The following is a 23,089-nucleotide window of genomic DNA, read 5'->3' as shown; positions in this document are numbered from 1 at the left end:
TTTGGGTCATATGACTCCTATTGAGAAACTCCGATGGTGGCAAACCGAGCGACCAGAGCTTTTCATTTCAAGGGTAGATAATGTCACGGGTCTTGACACCTACTCTCAGACGGGCATATTCATAATGTCCTGATAGGCGCTCACCAACCGGTTACGCACCTGAACCATTTGATTGAACGAAAGGGACGCTTTTTCGAGGTCAATCATCACGTCGGCCAGATTGACGGCGGGGTCCCCCGCAACGAACCGTTCGGCTTGCGCTTTCGCCTCGGCCGATTGCGCGCTCACCTCTTTGAGCGCTTGGTCCAGGACTTGGGCAAAATCGGTCGTCCCGCGCTCCGCTTCTGGCTGTTGCGCTGCAGCACCGCCTTTTGCGAGCGCTTGTGCCTGTTGCATTTGGGCAAGCAACTGGTTGATTGCGTTGGTGTCCATCGTCTGACTCCTCAGGCTTCGGGGACGTCGAACCCCGCTTCGCGGTACTTCCGCAATCGGTATCGCAATGTCCTTTCGGGCATGCCCAGGCGCTCAGCCGCCCGTTTCCGGGAACCTCCCGCTTCGGCAAGAACCCGTAGAATGTGTTCCCGCTCCCAATCTCGTAACGATACCGCACTTTGGTCATTTTCGTTCGTCCGGGTATCACGCCGCAGCAGGGAATCGTTTTCGGCCTGCGTGCCCGCGACCCATTGGGGCGTAGCGCGTTTTTCTTCCGGATCAAAACCGTCCGTTACCGGGGAATCGTTCGGCAAACAGAGGCGCAACGTCTTCCCGTCGATCACGTTACCCGGCGCAAGGATCAGCGCGCGTTGCATCGTATTGTGGAGCTCGCGCACGTTACCCGGCCAAGAATAAGTGAGCAAGATTCGTTCCGCCTCTTCGGTTAAGGCAGGCGCTACCCGCCCCCATTCCGCAGCCAGGCGCGCTAGAAAATAGCGCGCCAAGGGAACGATATCCGCGGGCCGGTCGCGTAACGGCGGGATCGTGATGGGAAATACGTTCAAGCGATAAAAGAGGTCCTGCCGGAATCGCCCGGCGGCCACTTCGTCGGCCAGATTGCGGTTGGTGGTTGCGATCACCCGAACGTCGAGCGGAATCGCCTTTTTCCCACCCAGCCGCTCGACCTCTTTTTCCTGCAGGACCCGAAGGAGCTTCGCCTGCAACAGGAGCGGCATTTCCGAGATTTCATCCAATAGGATCGTGCCCCCTTGCGCCTGCTCGAATTTTCCGGGCTGTGCCGTTGCCGCGCCGGTAAAGGCCCCTTTTTCATGGCCAAAGAGGGTCGCCTCAAGGAGCGACTCGGGAATCGCCGCACAGTTGATCGCAACGAACGGCGCTCTTTTGCGCGGCGAAACCGCATGGATCAGCCGCGCAAACACCTCTTTCCCAACGCCCGATTCCCCGGAAAGCAGAACCGTGGCGTCGGTTGCGGCAACGCGTTCGGCAAGCGCCCGCACCGCTTGGGTTTTGGGATCCTCTGCGATCAAGTCGGCGACTGCGCCAGCGCCCCCCCACTGCGCATACCGTTCGATTACCGCCAACAGCTGCCGACTCTCGAACGGTTTCAAAAGGAATTCGCACGCACCGCTTTTCATCGCGCGGACCGCCGCCGGGACGTCACCATACGCGGTCATCAGCGCCACGGGTAAGTGCGGCAATTTTTGCCGAACCGCATCGAGCAGTGCCAACCCATCCATCGGCGCCATCTTGAGATCGGTGACGACCATTGCCACGGCGTGGCGATCGAGCAGTTCGAGCACTTCGGGTCCGGATGCAGCCAGCAACACCCGGTACCCCTTCGCCGTCAAGGTCAATTCCAACGCTTCACGCAAATCGGGGTCGTCTTCGACGATCAGGATCGGGAGCGAATGTTCAGACATCACGGCTCCTCACGGCACAAGGGAGTCGAACGGTAAAAGTGGCCCCTTCGCCCGGTTTCGAGCGCACCTCGATGGTTCCGCCGTGCGCGGTGACCACTTCGTGCGCGATCGCCAGACCCAACCCGGTGCCATCGGGACGCGTCGTAAAAAAGGGGGTAAAGAGCCTCGCCCGAACGGCGTCGGGAATACCGGGACCATGGTCGGCAACGACGATTTCCCACTGGTCTGCAGTCGCACGCGCGCCCAGCCCTACCCATGCCGCTGCCTGCCCATGTTGCACGGCAAGCGCGTTCTCGGCCAAGTTGATCAAAGCCCCCAAGAGGGCCCGCTCGTCGCCGATCGCTACCGGTGCGTCCGCTTGCGGCGCGAATAACCGTTCGAGCACGACTTTTTGCGCCTGCGCCAGTGGCTCGACGTTCGACCACCACTGCGCAAAGAGATGGGGGAGCGCGATCGGCTCTCGTGCTTTCAGCCCCCCGCGGGCAAAAATCAGCATGTCGGCAATCAATTGCTCCATACGGTGCAACCGTGCCTTGACCCGCCCCGCCAGTTCAATGCGACGCGCTTCGTCGAGCCCAGGTGTCGTCAAATGATCGAGAAACAGCAGCGCCGCAGCAAGCGGTGTTCGCAACTGGTGGGCAAGCCCGGCAACCAACTCCCCCATCGCCGCCAAGCGCTCCTGCCGCGCCATCGCTTCGCGCAGCCGAGTGGCCTCGGTGACATCCTGCACCACGACGAGCTCCCCGCCTTGGTCGGGAAGCCGCGACCAGGTGAGCGTCAGCCTTCTCTCGACATCCGGTGCCGACCACAAGACCTCGTCAGGGGCTTCAGTCGGCCGCAATTGCTGCGCGAAGCACTGCCAGGCGGTTCCCACTGTGAGCGCCGTTCCGAACCACCGCCGTGCCGTTTCGTTCGCTTCGACAACCTCCCCTTCGGCGTTCAACACCACCACCGCCACCGGCAACGCTTGCATCAAGACGTCGAGCCGTTCGGTGAGCCGCTCGGCGCGCGCCTCCAACTGGGCATAGGCCGCGGTGAGACGGTCGGAAGCGCGCATGAATTCCGCGAACGCCGCTGCCAACTGTTCCGGTGTCATGCCCGCGGCGTCCGGCTGTTTCACAGAAAAGGCGCTTGGTGCTTGTGTCATGTCGGCGATTGTAGCCGAACGCACACTCCGGCAACAATTGCCGGCGACTTTTGCCGCTTTTTCGCCCGCTGCCGGGCGTGGCAGTCGACGACAATAATGACAAAGAGACGTCACAGGACCAACGGATCATGGCCGAAGCGACCGCTGAAATCGGTTTGAATGCGGCTGGCGGTGCAGCCCAAGGGGGAACACCGGAAGCGGCAACGAAAGCTGCCCCGTGGCAGCCCTTAGTCGCGCGCATCGCTGCGTGGAGCCCGCAACAGAAACTGGCGGCTGGTGCGGCGCTCGCGCTGGCGCTTGCGATGTTGGTCGGCGCCTGGCTCTGGTCGCGCCCCGTCGACCAAGCCGTGCTCTTCTCCAACCTTAGCCCTCAAGACGGCGGCGCGATCGTCGAACAGCTCAAACAGCAAAACATTCCTTACGAATTGGCGCAAGGCGGTAGCACCATCCTGGTCCCGGCCCAGCAGGTGCATGAACTGCGCTTGCGCTTTGCCGCGCAAGGGCTTCCGAAAGGGGGGACGGTGGGCTTCGAGCTGCTCGATCAACAAAAATTGGGGATCACCCAATTCGCCGAACAGGTCAATTATCAGCGCGCGCTCGAAGGCGAACTCGCCCGCTCGATTGCCACGCTGGCTGCGGTGACGCAAGCGCGCGTCCATCTAGCGATCCCGAAGCGGACGAGTTTTCTGCGCGATCAGCAAAAACCGACGGCGTCGGTCGTACTCCACCTCCGCCCTGGACGTTTCCTGGACGAAACCCAGATCGCTGGCATCCGCCACTTGGTCGCCTCCAGTATTCCCAACATGGATCCTGCGGACGTCTCGATCGTCGATCAAAACGGCAAATTGTTGACGATGACGCCCGACCCCCTCTCGCAAACGCTCAGCGCCAAACAATTGGCCTATCGGCACGAACTCGAAAACCGCTACCGTGAGCGGATCGAATCGCTCTTGGCGCCCGTCGTCGGCAAACCCAATTTCCGTGCCGAAGTCTCGTTGGAGCTCGACTTCGACCGCATCGAACGCACCGCTGAGAGCTACCGCCCCAACCCTGCGCCGAATCAGGCGATCCGCAGCCAAGAGATCCACGAAAAATTCGGCAGCGATGCACTCCCTCAAGGCGTTCCTGGCGCGCTCACCAACCAACCCCCTGTGCCTGCCACCGCCCCGATCACCAACCCAGAAGTCCCGCCAACGGGCAGCGCTACCGGCGTGCAACGCGAACGGTCCGCAACGATCAACTATGAACTCGATCGCACCATCGAACACGTGCAAAAAGCGCAAGGCGCGATCAAGAAACTGGCCGTTGCGGTCGTCGTCAACCAGAAACGGGAAAAGACGAAAGAGGGAGAGGTCGTCATCCCGTCGGATGCCGAATTGCAACAACTGGAACAACTGGTAAAAAGTGCGTTGGGTTTCGACCCGAACCGGGGTGATACCATTACCGTTCGTGGCGTGCTCTTTTCCGATCTACCCGAGACCGACAACCGCGCGTGGTGGCAAAAACTCCTCGAAGACCCAGAAATGCTCGAAATCGTGCGCGAACTCTTGCGCTTCCTCACGGTAGTCATCGCACTCACCCTGATCTACTTCGGGGTGATCCGGCCGTTGCTCCGCGCGGTCGCACCCCCCAAAGACGAAGGAAAGACCGAAGAGGAAGCGGGAACGGCTGCTGCCTCCCATGCCGCAGGCGGTGCCGCCACTGCTGAAACGCAAGGTGGTGCACCGACTGCGCAATCCGGTAGCACCCTGGTTGGCGGGGAAGGTGGGAAAACCCCTGATGCCCTCGTCCACCTGTCGCAATTGACCCCCGCCGACCCCTTCGAAGAAAAACTGGCGACGCTGCGCGAGCTCACCCAAACCAACCCGAAACTGATGGCCAACCTGATCAAAGAGTGGCTCGAGGGTGAGGAGAAGAAGTCATGAGCGGCAAAGACAATCCGGCAATCGAAAAAGCGGCCACGTTGCTCGTCACCCTAGGACCCACCGAAGCCGCCGCCGTCTTGAAACACCTGGGACCGCGCGAAGTGCAGAACCTGGGGATGGCGATGGCATCGCTGCCCCCCAAACCCCGGGAAGCGGTCGAAGCGCTCCTAGACGAAGCGATCGCCCATTTCCAGAAAGGGGCACCGATCGAACCCGATCCCGAACAAATCCGCCAAATGCTCACCCAGGCGCTCGGGGACGACAAAGCGAGCCACATCATCGGCAAGATCCTGCAGGGATCCGACACAGGGGCGATCGAAAGTCTCAAATGGCTCGACCCTGGTACCGCCGCCGACCTCATCAAGAACGAACATCCGCAGATCATCGCAACCATCCTGGTCCATCTCGACTACGATTTCGCGGGTGAAATCCTCAAGCGCTTCCCGGAACGGCTGCGCAACGACGTGATCCTGCGCATCGCAACCCTTGAAGGGGTGCAACCGCAGGCGCTCAAAGAGCTCAACGAAGCCCTTTCGGAGCTGCTCGCCAACGCCTCGTCGAGCGCGAAGGGGAAAGCCGCTGGCGGCGTGCGTCACGTTGCCGAAATTCTCAACTTCGTCGGCGCTCAAATCGAAACCGAAGTGCTCGACGCCGTGCGCGAGTTCGACCCCGACCTCGCGCAGCGGATCATGGACGAAATGTTCGTCTTCGACAACCTGCTGGACGTGGACGACCGCAGCATCCAGACACTGTTGCGCGAAGTGGCGAACGACCAGTTGGTTTTGGCACTCAAAGGCGCATCGCCCGAATTGCGCGAAAAGATCTTCAAAAACATGTCGCAACGCGCCGCGGAGATGCTGCGCGAAGACCTCGAAAGTCGGGGGCCGGTGCGGGTTTCCGAAGTCGAAGCGGCACAAAAAGAGATCCTCAAAGTGGTGCGGCGCCTTGCCGAAGAGGGTCAAATCATGCTCCCAAGCAAGGGAGGCGACGAAGGGTTCCTCTAATCGCATATGGGTATCGAACGCCACCAAGCAAGCGGCCTCTATCCGCCTCTGCCCCTTCCCTCGTTCGACGAACCGGAACGCGGCGCGCGATCCGGCAAGCGCGCCGCCGAACCTCCGTCCCAGCACCCGTCCGACGAAACGCCCTCCTCGTCGCCCCTACCGACCGCGAGCGACCTGGAAGCGCTCATCGAATCGGCGCGCCAGGAGGGGTTCGAAGAAGGCTACCGCGCCGGTTTCGCGCAAGGAAAAAGCGAAGGCTACCAAGCGGGGTTCGAAGAGGGACGTGCGGCTGGATTCGTGCAAGGCGAAAACGAAGGGCGCGAAGCGGGCCACCAGGAAGGGTACGCGGCGGGCCTTGCCGAAGGGCAAGAAGCCGGAAAAGCCGCTGCATACGCCGAATGGGCGTCCCAGTGGGAAGCGCAAACCGATGCGCTTAAGAAAATCGTTACCCAACTTTCGGAAGCCACCCAACAATTGCCGCAACAACTGGCCGAGCCGGTCACGGCGCTCGCGATCGAAATCGCCCGTTCGGTGGTGATGGAAACCCTCAAAACCCAACCCGAGACGGTCGTTGCCGTGACGCGCCAGATTTTGGAAACCGAATTACGCCGCCCCGTCACCGTGAAACTGCACCCCGACGACCACGCTCTCGTGACCCAAAACCTCACCCCACCCGAAGCGGTCCGTTTCGTCCCGGATCCGGAACTCGCCCACGGCTCCGTGTGCGTAGAGGGCGATTCGTTCCTTATCGACGGCACGGTCGCGAGCCGTTGGCGTCGAATCGTGTCGCGGCTCTACCCTACAGCAGCAACCTGGGAACCCTCCGATGACAGACGTGAAGATTGAGCTTGCAGCGCCGCTTGCGCAGATGCTGGCGACCTTGACCGAAGAGGTCAAAACGACGTCGGCACTTACCCCAACCGGTAAGCTCACCCGCGTGAGCGGCCTCATCCTCGAAGCAGAGGGGATCCGCTTGCCGGTTGGCGCCACCTGTCGCGTGGCACTGGCCGATGGAGCCAGCGCGGAAGCCGAAGTGGTCGGCTTTCGTGACGAGACGCTCTACCTCATGCCCACCGAACCCCTCTACGGCGCGATGCCAGGAGCTGCAATCACCGTTGCCGATCCCCCCCCATTGCCACTTCGTACCGACCGCATCCTTCATCCCAAACGCCGTCGCACCGACCGCGCCAAGCACCTTCCGGTCGGCACTGGGCTCTTGGGCCGGGTCGTCGACGGTAACGGCCGCCCCCTCGACAATCGCGGTCCGCTCCTCGACGTCGTTCCCCGCTCGCTTGCCGCCCGCCCGATCAACCCGCTCGAGCGCAAGCCGATCACACAACCGATCGACGTGGGCATTCGCGCGATCAACGGATTGCTCACCGTCGGCTCCGGGCAACGGATCGGCCTTTTTGCCGGAACCGGGGTCGGTAAATCGGTCCTGTTGGGGATGATGGCCCGGAACACGGACGCCGACGTCGTCGTGGTCGGATTGATCGGCGAACGCGGTCGGGAAGTGCGGGAATTCATCGACGATATCTTAGGGCCCGAGGGACTTGCGCGCGCCGTGGTCGTCGCCGCACCCGCCGATGCCAATCCGCTCGTGCGCATCCAAGGCGCGACCTATGCCACGACCATCGCAGAGGCGTTTCGCGAACAGGGACTGCGCGTCCTCTTGATCATGGACTCACTCACCCGGTTTGCGATGGCGCAGCGCGAAATCGCGCTGTCGATCGGTGAAGCGCCGGTGACCAAAGGGTATCCTGCTTCGGTTTTCGCCCGCTTGCCTGCGCTGGTGGAGCGCGCTGGCCAAGGGCGAGAAGGCGAAGGCGCGATCACGGCGTTCTACACGGTTCTCACCGAAGGCGACGACCTTCAAGACCCGATTGCCGACGCCGCGCGCGGCATCCTTGACGGGCACATCGTGCTCTCCCGCGAGCTCGCCGACGAAGGGCACTACCCAGCCATTGCGATCGACCAATCGATCTCGCGGACGATGCCGCAAGTGGTCACACCCGAACACCTCAAACTGGCAACGCGTTTCAAACGGCTCTGGTCCCGTTACCGCAACGCGCGCGACCTCCTCTCGGTTGGCGCTTACCAAAAAGGGAACGACCCCGAACTCGACGAAGCGATCGCGCGACAACCGGAACTGGCTCGCTTCTTGCAGCAGGGGATGCGGGAGCGCGCACCATTCGAAAGCTCCGTGCAACAAATGGCTGAGGTGTTGGCATCATGACCCAACGGCAAACGCTCACGACGCTGCGCGACCTTTTAGCTGAAGAGGAAACACGTGCCGCGCAACGGTTCGGCGCCGCGAACCAGGCGCTCACCGAAGCCAAAACGAAAGCGCAAACGCTGATGCAGTTCCGCGACGAATACCATGAAAAATATCGGCAGGCGCTCGAACGTGGCGACCCATTCGCGCTCCTTCAGAACCTGCAGCAGTTCCTTGCGCGGCTCGATCAAGCGATCCACCTGCAAGCAGAGGCGGTGGCGCACGCCACGCAAGAAGTGGACGAGGCCCGCGCGGCATGGCAAGCGGCGATGGGCAAACGCAAAGCGTTTGACCTGTTGCTTGCGCGGCAAGAGGCTGCTCAAAAAGCTCAGGAAGAGAAAGCGGCACAGAAATTGCTTGACGAATGGGCAAGTCAACGCGCACTGCGCGTGCCCAACGAGGGAGGACCTGAACAATGAGTATCGCTGCCACCACAAGCCCTGCCATCCAACTCGTGCGCCCAGGCAACCGCAACGCTGCCGGTGACGCCGCAAGCGGGGTTGGCCAAGCCACCCCGGAACATGTGCTTTCGGTTTTTGCGCAACTCCTGAAACGCACGAGCGTCACCCCAAACGCCGAACACGGCGCCAACGCCGGCACCCACCGGGCCGCATCGAGCGGCCCCGCAGAAGCGCTGGCCCCCGAAACCCTGGATTCGACACAACTAGCGCAAGCGCTTGCGCAATGGCTCGTCACCTGGATTACGGTTCAGCAGGAATCCACCGCGCAACCGGGATCGACCGAACCATCCGCACAGGACGCACCGGCAACGGCCAACGCGCCACTTTTTGCCGCGCAAAGCGATGGTGCGGCGAATCTTGCCGCATTGCTGACGGCGCTTGCCGACTCAAAAACGCCCCAAGCCACGCCGCTCCTCAGACAGATCCAGCAAATGCTGGAACCGCACAAAGCGACGCTTGCGGTGCAGGAAGCGAAACGCTTTGCCGACGATCGGGCGTGGCGCGAGCGGCTCCAGACCCTGCTGCACGCGCACGAAGCCACGCAAGGGTGGCGTGAGGCTGCGGCGCTCCTAGAAAACGCCTCAGCCGGCAAAGGGGCTGCGGCGCTTAGCAACCTACCTGCGCTGCCCCCCGGTCTGGCGCAATGGCTCGCGAACCTCGACCTCGATACCGCAACTGCATCAACCTTGCCCTCGAACGCCCCTGAGGCCCCGCTGTGGCAGCGACTGTTACGGGAATGGCGGCAAAGCAACGGAGCGGGCATAGCTCCCCCGACACCTTCGGCGCTTTTGAAACCGGACGCTCGCTCGGGCGCGCGCACCGAGTCGCTGACAGAGGCGCTGTCGGCACACGATCCACTTTCTGCGGACACTCAGGAGGCACTTCCCCCCCTGATCGAAGAGAAACTGGGGCTTGAGAAGCGCCTTGCGCAAACCTCAGGGAACGCAGAGTCCCTCACGCGCTCAGCGGGTCGCTCGATCGACGTCCCATTCGTGACAGCGGGTGCCCCGACCGCAGCACGCCCCGCACTCGAAACGATTCACACCCCGATGACCCAGCCTGCCCAATGGGCGATGGAAACCGCAGAACGCCTTGTCTGGCACGCGGGACAAGCGGTGCATAAAGTGGAACTGCAGCTCAATCCGCCCCATTTGGGCAAACTCGAAGTGTCGTTGCAACTCAACCAAGACCATCTCACCGCGCATTTCGTCGCCGCAACCCAGGCGGCGCGGGATGCGCTCGACCAGGCGTTGCCGCGCCTGAGGGAACTCTTGCAACAGTCCGGCATTCAGCTCGGTCAATCGAGCGTTTCCAGTAACGGTGGTAATCCTGGCGGTTCGTCGCCGTGGGAAAACCCACAACGCGCTCAGAGCGCCTGGACGAGCGAATCAGCGCTGAGCACGTCGACTCTTTCCGCCGGACCAGAATCGTCCCGTCCGCCGCAGTTGCCTCCTACCGTTCGTGTGGGCCGCAACGCCTTGGACGCATGGGCGTGATTACGCCGCTTTTCGGGCGCTTTTTTTCCGTTGGGTGCGCGATAATTCGGTTATGATGGTTCCTGGCGAAAGGAGAGCAACCCATGGCAAAAGAAGCAGCCAAAGAAGACAACACCCAAGAAGCGGCGCCGGCAAAATCGGGCAAAGGCAAGCTCGTCATCATTTTGCTGATCGTGTTGATCATCCTGCTGCTTGCGGGCATGGGGTTCATGGCTTTCCTGCTCCTCAAAAAGAAAGGGGGTGACAGCCATGGTGATGAGGCAGCCGCAGCGGAAAAAGCCAAACCGGCGGCCGAGCAGCATGCCCCAGTGGCGCCACCGCCTGTGGTCGTCGACCCCGGCAAACCACCGGTTTTCGTCACACTCGACCCAATCGTCGTCAATTTGGCGCCCGGCGAAGGCGAACGCTACCTCCAAGTCGCAATTGTGCTGCGCATCGCCGACCAGAAATTCGATGCGATGCTCAAACAGTTCATGCCGGAGATTCAGCACCGGGTCAACCTGCTCCTTTCGAGCAAATTGCCTTCCGAACTGGCCACAGCGAAAGGGCGTGAAGTGTTGGCGATGGACATTCGCGACACGATCAACGAAGTATTGGGCTACCCGCCGCGCCCGCGCGACGTGCAGCAACTGGGCCCAAGTGGCCCCGTTCAGGCGGTGCTCTTCCGTTCGTTCATCATCCAGTAACACCGCAAGGGGGTTTTGTGGAGAGTTCCTCCGAATTTCTCTCGCAAGAAGAGGTCGACGCGCTCCTGCGGGGCGTGACCGGCGAGGAGGATGAGCCGGAAACCCCCACCGAAACGGAAGAAGGGGGGATTCGCCCCTACAACCTCGCCACCCAGGAGCGGATCGTCCGTGGGCGCATGCCCACGATGGAGCTCATCAACGAACGGTTCGCCCGCTACCTCCGGGTGGGGCTCTTCAACTTCGTTCGCCGCAACATCGAGGTTTCGGTCGGCGCACTCCATGTGCAAAAATATGGCGAATTCCTGCGTAACTTGGTGATCCCCACCAACCTCAACCTCGTTCAAGCCAAACCGTTTCGCGGCAACGGTTTGATCGTGATGGAACCGAACCTCATTTTTCTCGTCGTCGATATCCTTTTTGGGGGGGACGGGCGGTTTCACACCCGGATCGAAGGTCGGGATTTCAGTCCCACCGAACAGCGCATCATCCTCGGGCTTCTCAACGTCATCTTCGAAGACTACCAGCGGGCATGGGCGCCAGTCTACAAAATTCAACTCGGCTACGTCCGCTCCGAGATGAACCCGCAATTTGCCAGCATCGCCACGCCGTCGGAAATCGTCGTCGCGTCGCAGTTCGTGCTCGATCTGGGCGTTGGGCAAGCCAACATCCACATCTGCTGGCCCTATTCGATGCTGGAACCGGTGCGCGATCTCCTCTACTCGACGATGCAAAGCGACCAGATGACGCACGATTCGCGCTGGACACGGAACCTCGCGCGGCGACTCGTCGAAGCCGAAGTGACGCTCAATGCGGTTCTGGGGTATGGGCGACTCACATTGGGCGATCTGGTCGATCTGCGCGTCGGTGACGTGATCCCGATCGAAATCCCCGAACTGGTCACAGTCTTTAGCGATGGCGTTCCGGTGATCCGTGGCCATTATGGCACGCGCAACAAACACTATGCGGTAAAAATCCACCACTTCGTCGCGGAAGAGGAGCCGCCGGACGAACCGCCAAACGGCGTGCTCGAAACGGATGCGACCGCCGATAGCACTGAGGAGTAACGCGCATGGTCGATGAGAACGAAACCAAGCAAGGAAAAACGATGACCGACGCCACTTCCGACGAGGTCACCCCGGACGATTGGGAAGCAGCGATGCACGAACAAGCCGCGCAGGAAGCTGCTTCGCAGGGAAGAAAAGACGAAGAGGGGGTCGATGAAGCGGCGCTTGCCGACGAATGGGCTGCCGCGCTTGCCGAACAAGAAAGCGGCGCTCCCCCCCATGAAAGCCCCTACGCAGCCAAACCCGCAAAAGAGCTCTTCCCCGATTTCGGTGGACCCAACCAAAAGGTGGAGAACCTTTCCGACTTTCAGATGATCATGGACATTCCCGTCCAGATCACCGTCGAACTGGGCCGCACCAAAATGCCGATTCGCAACCTCCTGCAGTTGGCGCACGGCTCGGTGATCGAGCTCGACGGCCTGGCGGGTGAGCCGATGGACGTGCTCGTCAATGGCACGTTGATCGCCCAAGGGGAGGTGGTCGTCGTCAACGAAAAATTTGGGATTCGCCTCACCGACATCATCACCCCCGCAGAACGCATGCGCAAACTGCGCGGAAGTTGACCGCGCCCCTTCCCGCGCTCGTGCGCGCCCCATCGCAACGCAAAAATCGCACGCAGGAAGGGGCGTTCGCCGGGGGTATCCTAGCGCTTACGCCAGCGTATCCCGGCGCTTACGCGAGTAACAGCCGGTTCACGCGCTTCACAAACCCGGCGGGGTCGTCAAGCACGCCGCCTTCGGCCAAGAGCGCCTCTTCATAGAGCAGTTGCGCCCATTCGGCAAACGCCTCTCCTTCGCTGCTGGCTGCCCGCGCAAAGAGGGGATGGTCGATATTGACCTCGAGCACCGGCTCGACCGCGGGCGCTTTCTGCCCGGCCGCTTCCAGGATGCGCTTCAGGTGCAGCGTCATGCCCCCTTCCTCGACCACCAGGCACGCAGGAGATTCGGTCAGCCGTGCCGAGGGGCGCACCGCCTTCACTTTCCCTTTGAGGGCGGCTTCCAGCCGCTTGAGCGTCGCGTCGTGCGTCTTCGCAGCGCTCTCCACCGCGGTTTTTTCCGCGTCATCGAGCGCTTCGATTTCGTCCGCGCCCCGCGTGACGCTCACCAAGGGCTTGCCTTGGTATTCGGTGAGGTAACCCGTCCACCACTCGTCGATCCGGTCGGTAAGGAGCAGCACCTCGATCCCTTTCTTCTTGAAGAGCTCAAGGTGGGGGCTATGACGCGCCGCCGCGAGCGAATCGGCGGTGAGGTAGTAGATCTTCGTCTGCCCCTCCTTCATCCGCGCTAGATAATCGTCGAGGGAGACGGTCGGCTCATCCCCTTCACTCGTCGTGGAGACAAACCGCAACAGCGCGGCGATTTTCTCGCGGTTCGCGTGGTCCTCACCGATTCCCTCTTTGAGGACACGTCCGAACGCTTTCCAGAAGGTGGCGTATTGTTCCGGTTCGTTCTTCGCCAGCTGCTCGAGCAACCCCAACACCCGCTTGGTGATCCCGCCGCGAATCGCGTCGAGCGCTTTGGCCTCTTGCAGCATCTCCCGCGACACGTTGAGCGGCAAATCGGCGGCGTCGACCACCCCGCGCACAAAGCGCAAATAGTGCGGCAAGAGCCGCTCGGCGTCCTCCATGATGAAGACGCGCTTGACGTAGAGCTTCACGCCATGACTGGGTTTCGGATCCCAAAGGTCGAACGGCGCGCGCTTCGGCAGGTAAAGTAGAAGCGTGTATTCGTGCTTCCCCTCCACCTTGGCGTGGAGCCACGCAAGCGGCTCGTCAAAATCGTGCGCCACGTGGCGGTAAAAGTTGCGATACGCTTCGTCGGTAATCTCGCTTTTTGCCCGCGCCCAAAGCGCCGTTCCCTGGTTCACCTGCTCCCATTCGCCGGTTCGACGGTATTCGCCCTTCTCCTTGTCCCACTCCTCTTTCGGCATCAAGATCGGCCAGAGGATGTGCTCCGAATACTTGTGGATGAGCTCAGTGAGCCGCCAACGGGAAAGGAAATCACGCGCCTCCTCTTTGAGATGCAGAACCACTTCGGTACCGCGCTCGGCACGGGTCAGAGGCGCCACTGTGTACGCCGACGCCTCATCGCCACTTAGCGTACAGCGCCACTCGACGCCGCTTTCTGGCGGCAACCCCGCTTTGCGGGTGCGCACCGTGACCGAATCGGCAACGATGAACGCCGAATAGAACCCCACGCCGAATTGGCCGATCAGCAGCGAATCTTTCTGCGCATCCCCCGAAAGGTTACGGAAAAAGGCTTTCGTGCCAGAACGGGCGATCGTCCCCAGGTTCTCGATCGCCTCCGTTTCGCTCATTCCGATCCCGTTGTCGCGCACGGTGATCGTTCCTGCGGCTTTGTCATAATCGACCCAAATCTTGAGCTCGCCCGAACCTTCGTAGAGCTCTGGGTTCGTTGCCGCTTCGAACCGCAGTTTGTCATTCGCGTCCGAGGCGTTCGAAATCAGCTCGCGCAAAAAGATTTCGGGGTTCGAATAGAGCGAATGGATCACAAGGTGGAGCAACTCCCGCACCTCGGCCTGAAAGGGAAGCGTCTTGCCTGTTGCTTGCGTTTCCGTCACTACCGTTTCGTTCGCGTTCATCACCAAACACTCCTTGTTCGACTCATTCATGCCCGATACTGCACATCGACAATCTCGAGCACCCGCACCCCACCGGGAACAGGAACCCGAACCTCATCACCCACTGCGCGCTTCAAAAGCGCTTTGGCAAGCGGAGAAATCCAGCTGATCTTCCCTTCGCTTGGGTTGGCCTCATCCACGCCGACGATCTGCCACGTCTCTTCGGTATCGGTAGCGACGTCATAGACCGTTACCGTCGCGCCGAAATAGACCCGATCGGTCGCTTCTCGCGCCGCCGGATCGACCACCTCGGCACTTTCCAGCCGCTTCGTGAGGTATCGAATGCGGCGATCGATCTCGCGCAAGCGCCGTTTGCCGTAGATGTAATCGCCATTTTCGGAGCGGTCGCCGTTGCCTGCGGCCCACGCGACCACCTCCACGAGGCGCGGTCGCTCGACTTTCACCAAATGCTCGAACTCTTCGCGAAGCGCCCGATAACCCGCCGGCGTCATATAGTTCTTGAAACCGGCTACTGCGGCCACCTCCGGGAATTCGAGCTCCTCTGCCTCTTCCGACTCTTTGACGAACGCTTTGCTCATAGGATCACTCCGGCCAGGAAAGGGTCAAAACCACCGGCTGATGGTCACTGGCAGCGGTCTCCCTGCATACCTCAACCGCTACCACCTGTGCCACCAGATCGGGCGTAACCCACGCGTAATCGCAACAGTACGGGTGGTCGGGCCACGGCGCACCGTGCAGACCCACCGTATGCGCATGGGCCTTGCCGGGGCATGCGACCGTCCACGCGTCGACCCAGTGGCCCCCTTCCGCTAACGCGCGATATTCTGGGGATTGTGGCGAAAAATTCAAGTCCCCGACGAGTACCGCAGGCGGCGCGACCAACGCTTTCAAGGCTTCGACTTGTGCCATCCGCTGCCGCGCGCAGTAATATTCGAGATGGGTTCCCACCACCGTCAGCATCCGATTCGCCACCTCGATCGCCGCAACCACTGCGGTGCGCGGCAACCATTGCGTCGTAGTGGCTGGCGGCGCCGGGAGCGCAACCGACCGCCATGCCCGAATCGGATGGCGGCTTCCCAGCCAATTGCCGAAGCGTTTGCGCCGCCCGTCAGCGCGCCCTTCCTCGATGCCCGGTGCATAGCAACCGTGATACTGCGGCAGCGCCGTACTCAGAATCGCCACCTGGTCGGCATCGTCGTTGTCGGGCAACTCCGGGTAGTGTTGCGCCACCTCCTGAAGAATGACGATATCGGGCGCAACGCGGCGTATTTCCGCAAGGATTCTCTGCCAATCGACGCGACAATCGGCCCCCCGCCCCCACTGCACGTTCCAACTCATTATCGTCACAGCGTTTTTCATTTTCGCCTCCGATTGCATATATAGCGCTTATATTATTCTTTGACCACTACCCCTAGTGTTTTTGGGTTGACAGCGCGCAATGGCGACGCTAGACTCACTCACCGTCTGAACCGATCCCATTGTCCTTGGAGTGAGCCATCATGTCTACCCGCGCTACGGCAAAACCCACCGTTACCAATCTTCCCCCGCAAGAGATTTCGCTAGAAGTCCTATTGGAAAAATACGCGAAAGACGGCGAACGGTCGATCGAAGACGTCCGCCGTCGGGTGGCGCGAGCGCTGGCCAGCGTCGAAAAAGAGAAAACCCGTAAGCAGTGGGAAGCGCGCTTTCTCTGGGCCCAAGAAAACGGCTTCATCCCGGCTGGCCGCATCAACAGCGCCGCGGGCACGAAACTACAAGCCACGCTCATCAACTGCTTCGTGCAACCGGTGGGCGATTCGGTCACCGAAGTGGAAGATGGCTACCCTGGAATTTACACCGCGCTCGCCCAAGCCGCAGAGACGATGCGCCGAGGCGGCGGCGTCGGGTACGATTTTTCCCGCATCCGCCCACGGGGCGCGCGTGTCAAAGGAACGCAATCGAACGCTTCTGGCCCCGTCTCGTACATGCGCGTCTTCGACCGCTCGTGTGAAACGGTGGAATCGGCAGGCGCCCGGCGCGGCGCGCAGATGGGGGTGCTGCGCTGTGACCACCCCGACATCGAAGAGTTCATCCACGCCAAAGACCACGGCGACCTCACCAATTTCAACATCTCCGTGGGTGTCACCGACGACTTCATGCGCGCGGTCGTCGAGGACCGCGAAGTGGAGCTCGTCCATAAGGCGGAACCCGGTGAAGAGTACCTGGCCCAGGGCGCGTACCAACGAGAAGATGGGCTGTGGGTCTATCGCAAAGTGCGCGCGCGTGACCTGTGGGATCAGATCATGCGCTCCACCTACGACCACGCCGAACCGGGGGTGCTCTTCATCGACCGGATGAACGCCGACAACAACCTCTACTACTGTGAGCGGATCGAAGCGACCAATCCCTGCGCCGAAGAGCCCCTCCCTCCGTACGGTTGCTGCGACCTCGGGTCGATCAACCTCACCCTTTTCGTGCGCGATCCCTTCACCGAAAAGGCGCGTTTCGACTTCGCCGCGTTCGAAGAGGTGGTTGGCGTTGCAATTCGCATGCTCGATAACGTCTTGGATGTCACCCACTGGCCGCTACCCGAGCAGCACCGCGAAGCGATGAGCAAACGGCGCGTCGGGCTTGGGTTCACAGGACTTGGGGATGCGCTCATCATGCTGCGGCTCAAGTACGACAGCGACGCCGCGCGGCAGATGGCGGCAAGCATTGCCGAACGGATGCGCGACGCCGCTTATCTCGCAAGCGTGGAGCTTGCGAAAGAGCGCGGGGCGTTTCCGCTCTTCAACCCCGATCTCTACCTCACTGGCGGCAATTTCGCCTCGCGGCTACCCGAAGCGATCAAAGCGGAGATCCGCAAACACGGCATCCGCAACTCGCACCTCCTGTCGATCGCTCCTACCGGCACGATTTCGCTTGCGTTTGCCGACAACGCCAGCAACGGGATCGAACCGCCCTTCTCCTACACCTACACGCGGCGCAAACGGCAACCCGACGGCACCTTCAAAGAGTATCCGGTGGAAGACCACGCGTGGCGCCTCTACAAGCACCTGGGGGGTGACGTCAACAACCTGCCGGAATACTTCCGCTCCGCGCTCGAAATCTCCGCAAAAGACCACGCCGCGATGGTCGCAGCAGTAGCACCCTTCATCGACACCTCGATTTCGAAGACGGTGAACGTCCCCGAAGACTACCCGTACGAGGATTTCCAAGACCTCTATCTGGTGGCATGGCAGTCGGGCCTGAAAGGGTTGGCGACCTATCGCCCCAACTCGGTGCTGGGAGCGGTGCTTTCGGTCGAGCAGAAGAAGCCCGAAACCCAAACCGAAGCCACCGCGAACGCCGAAGCGATCGCGTTTGCCGACGCCAACCGGAGGCTTTCGCTCGCGAAACTTCCCGCGCCCGTGCTCGCGAGCCTGCGCTGGCCGGGCCGTCCCGAACTTCCCGACGGCAACCCAGCGTGGTGCTACATGCTCAACACTCCGGAAGGGGAGTTCGCGCTCTTCGTCGGCCACATCGAGCAAGAACAAGGGGCGTTCCCGTTCGAAGTGTGGGTCAATGGCGCGAACCAGCCGCGCGGTCTGGGCGCAGTTGCGAAAACGCTCTCGATGGACATGCGCGCGAACGACCGCGCCTGGCTCAAGATGAAACTCGACACCCTGGCGACGATCGCGAGCGACAAAAGCTTCGAAATGCGCTTTCCGCCAAACGGCGAACCGCGGCGCTTTCCCAGCGTCGTCGCAGCGTTTGCCGAAGTGATCCGCTACCGCTGTGAGCGTCTGGGCGCGTTTGCCGACCTCGACGCCGGTGAAGGACTTTTCGGCAGCCACACGCCAGTAGTCGATTGCCTCTTTTCGCGCCATGAGCCGCGCACCGGTGCCGACGGGACGCTCTCCTGGACCGTCGACGTACAAAACCCCACCACCGGTGACGACTTCGTGCTCGGCCTCAAAGAGATCACCCTGCCGGCACCCGACGGCAACGGCACCGTCACCCGCCCCTACGCCGTCTGGCTCGCTGGCAACTATCCGCGCGCGCTCGACGGGCTCACCCGCATTCTGTCACTCGACATGCGGGTGATCGACCCGGCGTGGATCGGGATGAAGCTGCGCAAACTGCTCAACTACCCCGAACCGCTTGGAGACTTCATCGCGTTCGTGCCGGGCGAGCGGCGGCAGACCAACTACCCGAGCACCGTCTCGTACGTCGCGCAGCTCATCATCCACCGCTACGCGATGCTGGGCATTCTCGACGAACGGGGCTACCCGGTGCAGGAGATGGGATTGATGCAACAGCCGCACCGCGACGACGAACCGCAACTGATGCAGGGCAAACGGTGCCCCGAATGCGGCAACCAGACGATGATCCGCAGAGACGGCTGCGACTTCTGCACCGCGTGCGGCGCAGTGGGAGCGTGCGGCTAACGCGCGCCGTTCCACCGAACCGCTCATTTTCCCGCGGGCCGGTCGAAACAGCCGCCCGCGGGGCGTTGTAGTGGCTTTGGTTCGTTTCAGCGGCTCCAACACCCTGCGGTGGTTGGCGTACGCACCCCAGCTTGATTGAGCGTCAGCGTGCCGCACGAATCGTTTGCCTGCGCCCCCTGCGGCACTGCTTGGAGCGTAAAGGTGGTTGCGGTGGGGTTGCCCGAAAAGGAAAAGGTATAGTAGTTGGCCAAATCCTGCCGGCACTGGGTGTTGGGAAGCACGACGGCAGTACCGCTGCTGTCTTGGTGATACCGCAGGTTGGTGGTGTAAAAACGCTCCATCCACTGCGCAAGCTCCACCAAGCACCCTTGCGCCGCCGAACGGCGGGTTTTGAGCACGTGGTTGCGGTAACTCGGGTAGGCGATCGCCGCCAGGATCCCGATGATCACTACCACCACCATCACTTCGATGAGGGTGAAGCCGCGGTTCTTTCGATCACCCAATATCATGCTGTTCCTCTCAATTTTCTAAAATGATCTCACGCCAAGAAATTCGTCCTTTGAACGGTTGAACCCCTGTATTGATCCGCACCGACGCCACCGTTCCCTTCGAGCCGCCCACAACCAGGCGATCGCCTACGATCACCGGCTCGCTCGGCATACCCACTCCAGGGTCAAACCCGCCGATCGGATTGCCGTTGAGCGTGTCATCGGAAAAATCTCGGTTTTCATTGAGGTCGAAGAACCCGTAAGTCAGACGTCCGCCGGTAAAGGGGTTGATCGCATTGACAAAACCATCGCCACCGGGCAGGCACGGATCGCTCTTGGGAATAATGGAGCTGACGATCAACACCGGCTCCGCGCCAGTAAAGAGCTTCGATGCGGTCACAATCCGCTCCCCTTGCCGGGTCGTGAAATCGAGATACCAACCCTTTTTCCCTGCCATGTCGCCCGCTGAGGCTGCGCTGAAGGTCCGCACCGCTTTCCCGTCAAAGGTACCTTCGCTCGCAATCGTTCGTGCTTTCAAATCAGAGCGACTGGCAATTGGAGTACCCTCATCGATCAGCCCGTACCAACTTTGCACTTGGGGATCCCCAGGATCGTTACTCCGGAAGTAGCTCCCCGTACCAAAGAAAAGATAGCGCTTGTTCACATTCGGATCATCTGGAACTGGATTCACTGCAACAGTGATCTGCGCGGTAATCGGTTGAGGGTTCCCGGCAGGATCTTTTGCGACAAAGAAAGGTTGGGGATTGGATCCGCTCATGAAAGCCGATTTCCACTGGTTGGTATTCGCACTGCTGACGTCGAACTTCCACACGTTACCTTTGAGGTCGCCGGCATAGATGATGTCTGCATCGCCGTCGTTATCCACATCGACCACCGCAGGAGCGGCCAAGCCGTTGTCGCCCGCGACCCCCGTGTCGATTTTTTTGAGTACATTGCCGGTGATCAGGTCGAAGATATACAGCACTGCCTTACCGTTATTGGAATTGTATCCATTACCGACGAGCACCGCCCAGGCACCGTTATTCATTTTGGCGATCACCGGTCGGCCGAGCATATAACCCAAATCTCCGTCCCCATTGCAGGCGGTGACCGTACCGCCGCTGAAAAAACACTCCCACTTGACGTCGTTTGGCGAAAACCCGTTGGGGTTGGTGACATCGAGCCCGAACAGCCCTTTGCCGCCATGGCCAAAAATGGCCACCAAGTAATTCTTACCACTGGTTTGACTGCGGTTCGAAACAACGATATCGCCATCGACGAAATAGTCGTGGGTATAAGTGGGCTGGCTCAAGTTTTTGAGTTTGGGAATGAGGGCGCTCGGAATATAGGCAAAGAGCTCCTCGCCCGACGAAGCGTTGAAGCCGTGCAACATGCCGTCGTTGGCGCCGACATAGACGGTGTCGGTCTCTTTGACGTAGTAAGGTGAGGAGTGGATGATGTCGCCTAAAATGTTATTTGACGCGCGGTTACGCAGCGTTCCCCCGTTTTGCAATTCCTTACTGCGTACGCCGCGCAGGAAATCGAGCACATCAGCGCTGCCAAGCGAAGCTCGATCCGCGGTTGAAAGATTGCTCCACAGAAACTCGACGACACTGCCCCCCGACCGGGTATAAATCTTTCGCGCTGAAGGAGTCGGTATATGTTCCGAAGCTTTCCAGGTGGGTGTAGCGCCAACGCCCGAGTTGTTGATCGGATAAGCAAGGAGGTCGCCGGACCAGATCCCACTATTGAACAAGGCTTGAAAAATCACCGATTCGTTGGCAAATTGGGTTGAATTCGCCGTGATGTTAGTGGCTGAACCCGATTTCTCCAAAATGTTACTGAATGCCCGCTCTAGCCCCTTGACCAGCTTATCTGGAACAGAAGCCAACACATAATTATCTGGCACGCCATCGCCGTCGGCATCCCATTCGGCAGACAAATCGGGGCGGTCGTTGCCATTCAAATCGGTGAATCCGCCGTATTTACCGGCAAGATAGAGCATGTTGCGGTTACCGCTCAGTGGATTTGAGCTATATTCTTGGGTATCGATGAAGAAACTGTTGAGGTTCTGCTTTCCGGGGAGATCGGGGCGCAAATCAGTGGTGTTGGCGTAATAGGCAAGACCCGCAATGTAGTACGAATTTTCTTTTCCAGCATAAGGACAGGTTCCCATCACCTGAGCCAGATTGGTTACGCTTACGCTTTTTCCATTGGTGCAGTTGCCGGCGTTGCTGGTGACCCCATACACGTACCCCACCGTGTCACTACCGGTCGAGTCGTTCTGTGTCCAGGTGGTATGCAGCCCCTCCATCGCGCCAACTTGCTGGGTCAAACTGGAAACATTGATCGAGGTGTCGGGATTGCTGGGTTCGCCGCAGTCGCCGGCTAGGAAACTCGCAGGCATCCCCGGTTGCCCGGCCTTGTCGCAGGTAAAGAAGGTGCCGGGGAGCTTTTTGTCGAGCCAGGGGTTGGCATCGTTGATCGCGACGACGAAGTTCTTCTGACAGGAAAATTGAATCGGATCGTTCCAGGTCGTGTAGATCGGAAAACTCCCTCCTGGTGCGCCCGACGCATACCCCGGCGTGGGCGAAAGTTTTTTGAAGTAGCGGATGACCTCGTAAAACATCTCGCCGATTGGGTCGTACGATTTGTAGCCGTCGCGGTGAAAGCGGTTGATGTAGTTGATCACCCCGCTCCAGCCACCCGAGGCTCCTAAGGGATTTTCTAAGGGATTTTGGTAAATCTGTCCGGTCGCAGGATTAATCTCTGTGGCGGCGTTGGCAATCAGGTTGCCGCTGGCGTCCATTGCCTTCTCGCCGACATAACGCATCGGCGCGCGCAGCACGCCGCCATCGCGGGATTGAGAGTTATCGTTGGTGTAGGCAAAGACGCCAAAGCGCATCTTGTCGGCATAACGCTGAATGAGACCTTCCGGCTTATAAACCGTCGTGCCGCCACTGGTATACCCCTTGCAGTTGGTTTCCAGCCCTTTGCTGGGGTCACAGACCTTGACCTGGACATTGAAGGTGCCTAAGTTATTACCACCATAGCTCGTCCCCGCTTTGAACTGGTATCCGCCGGCATCGTGGTTGGTGATGTACAAGGCCCCCGACCAGGGCGTAAACCCTGAGGCATTGGCAACGTATTTGACCGGGAACCAGCTTACGTTGTTGATGGCTCTTGCACGCCGCAGGACGGTCTCGGTTGTCGTGTCCACCTCACGGTCGCCCCCAGTCATGGTCCAGATGAAGAGATCGGCCGCGGTCATCGTCGCCCAGTTGAGAAAATTGCCGCTCCATTTGGCACTGCCGCTGCAAGTGCGGTTGGGCAAGGTAGCGGCGCCACCCGGTACGAACTGACCGCTCGTATAGCTATAGCATTTATTGGGGTCAAAAATTCCCAGATAGGTGTAACTGGGGAAAAAACAAGCGCCGACCTCTTGACCGCTTACAGAGGTTCTTCCAGCGCACCCTGGGGGATTGCCTGCCTGATCGGCGTAAGCCGCGCCGCCCATGGGGGTTTCTACCGACATGTCGATCATCACATTGGCAAAAGCCGAAGTCGCGACAAAAGGCGGGACATTGGGGATTGTCGCAGCGGTAGCCGAACCCAGCCAGAAAGCGCCCAGAAGCAGAAGCATTTTGCGCATTTTGCTC

The 23,089-nt window shown here is 60.5% G+C and carries 18 protein-coding genes; 10 read left to right on the top strand and 8 right to left on the bottom strand.

Annotated elements, in window-relative coordinates; genetic code table 11:
• Positions 1-105: 105 nt before the first annotated feature.
• From fliE to KUL93_RS09060, 3 genes are read right to left on the bottom strand one after another with little or no spacing between them, the layout of a single operon-like run.
• Complete coding sequence (fliE, locus tag KUL93_RS09070) at positions 106-432, bottom strand: flagellar hook-basal body complex protein FliE (protein ID WP_217126732.1); 327 nt, start codon at positions 430-432, stop codon at positions 106-108.
• Positions 433-443: 11 nt separating this feature from the next.
• Positions 444-1,874: a sigma-54-dependent transcriptional regulator gene (locus KUL93_RS09065; protein WP_217126731.1), complete on the bottom strand. Its 1,431-nt coding sequence runs from the start codon at positions 1,872-1,874 to the stop codon at positions 444-446.
• Entirely contained in the window at positions 1,867-3,021 is a 1,155-nt protein-coding gene (locus KUL93_RS09060; protein WP_217126730.1) for a sensor histidine kinase, read from the bottom strand. Before KUL93_RS09060 ends, KUL93_RS09065 begins: the two co-directional genes overlap by 8 nt.
• Before the next feature lie 128 nt (positions 3,022-3,149).
• Between KUL93_RS09060 and fliF the strand changes: the two genes are divergently transcribed.
• The 9 genes from fliF to fliN all read left to right on the top strand — a co-directional run bounded on the left by fliF (position 3,150) and on the right by fliN (position 12,495).
• On the top strand, positions 3,150-4,946 hold the full coding sequence (gene fliF / locus KUL93_RS09055; RefSeq protein ID WP_217126729.1) for a flagellar basal-body MS-ring/collar protein FliF: 1,797 nt from the start codon (positions 3,150-3,152) through the stop codon (positions 4,944-4,946).
• Entirely contained in the window at positions 4,943-5,950 is a 1,008-nt protein-coding gene (gene fliG, locus KUL93_RS09050) for a flagellar motor switch protein FliG (protein ID WP_217126728.1), read from the top strand. Before fliF ends, fliG begins: the two co-directional genes overlap by 4 nt.
• Positions 5,951-5,956: 6 nt before the next feature.
• The gene (locus tag KUL93_RS09045) at positions 5,957-6,796 is read left to right on the top strand and encodes a FliH/SctL family protein (RefSeq protein ID WP_217126727.1); all 840 of its coding nucleotides are present in this window, start codon (positions 5,957-5,959) and stop codon (positions 6,794-6,796) included.
• Positions 6,797-6,818: 22 nt separating this feature from the next.
• Entirely contained in the window at positions 6,819-8,186 is a 1,368-nt protein-coding gene (gene fliI / locus KUL93_RS09040) for a flagellar protein export ATPase FliI (protein ID WP_217126734.1), read from the top strand.
• A complete protein-coding gene (gene fliJ / locus KUL93_RS09035) occupies positions 8,183-8,644 on the top strand; it encodes a flagellar export protein FliJ (RefSeq protein WP_217126726.1) in 462 nt (153 codons plus the stop codon). Before fliI ends, fliJ begins: the two co-directional genes overlap by 4 nt.
• Positions 8,641-10,182 (top strand): flagellar hook-length control protein FliK, encoded by a 1,542-nt coding sequence (locus KUL93_RS09030; RefSeq protein WP_217126725.1) that lies wholly within the window; start codon positions 8,641-8,643, stop codon positions 10,180-10,182. Before fliJ ends, KUL93_RS09030 begins: the two co-directional genes overlap by 4 nt.
• Positions 10,183-10,265: 83 nt before the next feature.
• On the top strand, positions 10,266-10,868 hold the full coding sequence (locus tag KUL93_RS09025) for a flagellar basal body-associated FliL family protein (protein ID WP_217126724.1): 603 nt from the start codon (positions 10,266-10,268) through the stop codon (positions 10,866-10,868).
• A 17-nt stretch (positions 10,869-10,885) separates the two neighbouring features.
• Entirely contained in the window at positions 10,886-11,932 is a 1,047-nt protein-coding gene (gene fliM / locus KUL93_RS09020) for a flagellar motor switch protein FliM (protein ID WP_217126723.1), read from the top strand.
• A 41-nt stretch (positions 11,933-11,973) separates the two neighbouring features.
• Positions 11,974-12,495 carry a flagellar motor switch protein FliN gene (fliN, locus tag KUL93_RS09015; protein ID WP_346731683.1) on the top strand — a complete coding sequence of 174 codons (522 nt, stop codon included), beginning with the start codon at positions 11,974-11,976 and terminating at the stop codon, positions 12,493-12,495.
• Between the two features lie 109 nt (positions 12,496-12,604).
• On the opposite strand, the gene htpG is transcribed toward fliN, so the two are convergent.
• From htpG to KUL93_RS09000, 3 genes are read right to left on the bottom strand one after another with little or no spacing between them, the layout of a single operon-like run.
• Positions 12,605-14,533, bottom strand: a complete 1,929-nt coding sequence (gene htpG / locus KUL93_RS09010) for a molecular chaperone HtpG (protein WP_217126722.1) — start codon at positions 14,531-14,533, stop codon at positions 12,605-12,607.
• A 26-nt stretch (positions 14,534-14,559) separates the two neighbouring features.
• Positions 14,560-15,111 carry a transcription elongation factor GreB gene (gene greB / locus KUL93_RS09005; RefSeq protein ID WP_217126721.1) on the bottom strand — a complete coding sequence of 184 codons (552 nt, stop codon included), beginning with the start codon at positions 15,109-15,111 and terminating at the stop codon, positions 14,560-14,562.
• 4 nt (positions 15,112-15,115) lie between these two features.
• Positions 15,116-15,871 carry an endonuclease/exonuclease/phosphatase family protein gene (locus tag KUL93_RS09000; RefSeq protein ID WP_217126720.1) on the bottom strand — a complete coding sequence of 252 codons (756 nt, stop codon included), beginning with the start codon at positions 15,869-15,871 and terminating at the stop codon, positions 15,116-15,118.
• 161 nt (positions 15,872-16,032) lie between these two features.
• Here KUL93_RS09000 and KUL93_RS08995 point away from each other — a divergent pair, with 161 nt between their 5' ends.
• A complete protein-coding gene (locus tag KUL93_RS08995) occupies positions 16,033-18,942 on the top strand; it encodes an adenosylcobalamin-dependent ribonucleoside-diphosphate reductase (protein WP_217126719.1) in 2,910 nt (969 codons plus the stop codon).
• An 86-nt stretch (positions 18,943-19,028) separates the two neighbouring features.
• Here the strand turns inward: KUL93_RS08995 and KUL93_RS08990 are convergent, their stop codons facing one another.
• Positions 19,029-19,451, bottom strand: a complete 423-nt coding sequence (locus KUL93_RS08990) for a type IV pilin protein (protein WP_217126718.1) — start codon at positions 19,449-19,451, stop codon at positions 19,029-19,031.
• A 10-nt stretch (positions 19,452-19,461) separates the two neighbouring features.
• Positions 19,462-23,082, bottom strand: coding sequence for a pilus assembly protein (locus tag KUL93_RS08985; RefSeq protein WP_217126717.1), 3,621 nt, complete (start codon positions 23,080-23,082; stop codon positions 19,462-19,464).
• Positions 23,083-23,089: the final 7 nt, after the last annotated feature.

The sequence above is a fragment of the Hydrogenophilus thiooxidans genome (assembly GCF_019049855.1).
In the GTDB taxonomy this organism is placed as follows: domain Bacteria; phylum Pseudomonadota; class Gammaproteobacteria; order Burkholderiales; family Rhodocyclaceae; genus Hydrogenophilus; species Hydrogenophilus thiooxidans.
Note: the sequence above shows the minus strand (reverse complement) of the source record. Positions and strands in the feature narration are given on the sequence as shown.

What these genes read in the sequence shown, in the direction of transcription:
- KUL93_RS09060 (WP_217126730.1), bottom strand. Translation starts at nt 3,021, where the DNA reads ATGACACAAGCACCAAGCGCCTTTTCTGTGAAACAGCCGGACGCCGCG.
- fliE (WP_217126732.1), bottom strand. Translation starts at nt 432, where the DNA reads ATGGACACCAACGCAATCAACCAGTTGCTTGCCCAAATGCAACAGGCA.
- fliF (WP_217126729.1), top strand. Translation starts at nt 3,150, where the DNA reads ATGGCCGAAGCGACCGCTGAAATCGGTTTGAATGCGGCTGGCGGTGCA.
- KUL93_RS09030 (WP_217126725.1), top strand. Translation starts at nt 8,641, where the DNA reads ATGAGTATCGCTGCCACCACAAGCCCTGCCATCCAACTCGTGCGCCCA.
- fliI (WP_217126734.1), top strand. Translation starts at nt 6,819, where the DNA reads ATGCTGGCGACCTTGACCGAAGAGGTCAAAACGACGTCGGCACTTACC.
- greB (WP_217126721.1), bottom strand. Translation starts at nt 15,111, where the DNA reads ATGAGCAAAGCGTTCGTCAAAGAGTCGGAAGAGGCAGAGGAGCTCGAA.
- KUL93_RS09025 (WP_217126724.1), top strand. Translation starts at nt 10,266, where the DNA reads ATGGCAAAAGAAGCAGCCAAAGAAGACAACACCCAAGAAGCGGCGCCG.
- KUL93_RS09045 (WP_217126727.1), top strand. Translation starts at nt 5,957, where the DNA reads ATGGGTATCGAACGCCACCAAGCAAGCGGCCTCTATCCGCCTCTGCCC.
- KUL93_RS08995 (WP_217126719.1), top strand. Translation starts at nt 16,033, where the DNA reads ATGTCTACCCGCGCTACGGCAAAACCCACCGTTACCAATCTTCCCCCG.
- KUL93_RS09065 (WP_217126731.1), bottom strand. Translation starts at nt 1,874, where the DNA reads ATGTCTGAACATTCGCTCCCGATCCTGATCGTCGAAGACGACCCCGAT.
- fliN (WP_346731683.1), top strand. Translation starts at nt 11,974, where the DNA reads ATGACCGACGCCACTTCCGACGAGGTCACCCCGGACGATTGGGAAGCA.
- fliJ (WP_217126726.1), top strand. Translation starts at nt 8,183, where the DNA reads ATGACCCAACGGCAAACGCTCACGACGCTGCGCGACCTTTTAGCTGAA.
- htpG (WP_217126722.1), bottom strand. Translation starts at nt 14,533, where the DNA reads ATGAACGCGAACGAAACGGTAGTGACGGAAACGCAAGCAACAGGCAAG.
- KUL93_RS09000 (WP_217126720.1), bottom strand. Translation starts at nt 15,871, where the DNA reads ATGAGTTGGAACGTGCAGTGGGGGCGGGGGGCCGATTGTCGCGTCGAT.
- fliG (WP_217126728.1), top strand. Translation starts at nt 4,943, where the DNA reads ATGAGCGGCAAAGACAATCCGGCAATCGAAAAAGCGGCCACGTTGCTC.
- KUL93_RS08985 (WP_217126717.1), bottom strand. Translation starts at nt 23,082, where the DNA reads ATGCGCAAAATGCTTCTGCTTCTGGGCGCTTTCTGGCTGGGTTCGGCT.
- KUL93_RS08990 (WP_217126718.1), bottom strand. Translation starts at nt 19,451, where the DNA reads ATGATATTGGGTGATCGAAAGAACCGCGGCTTCACCCTCATCGAAGTG.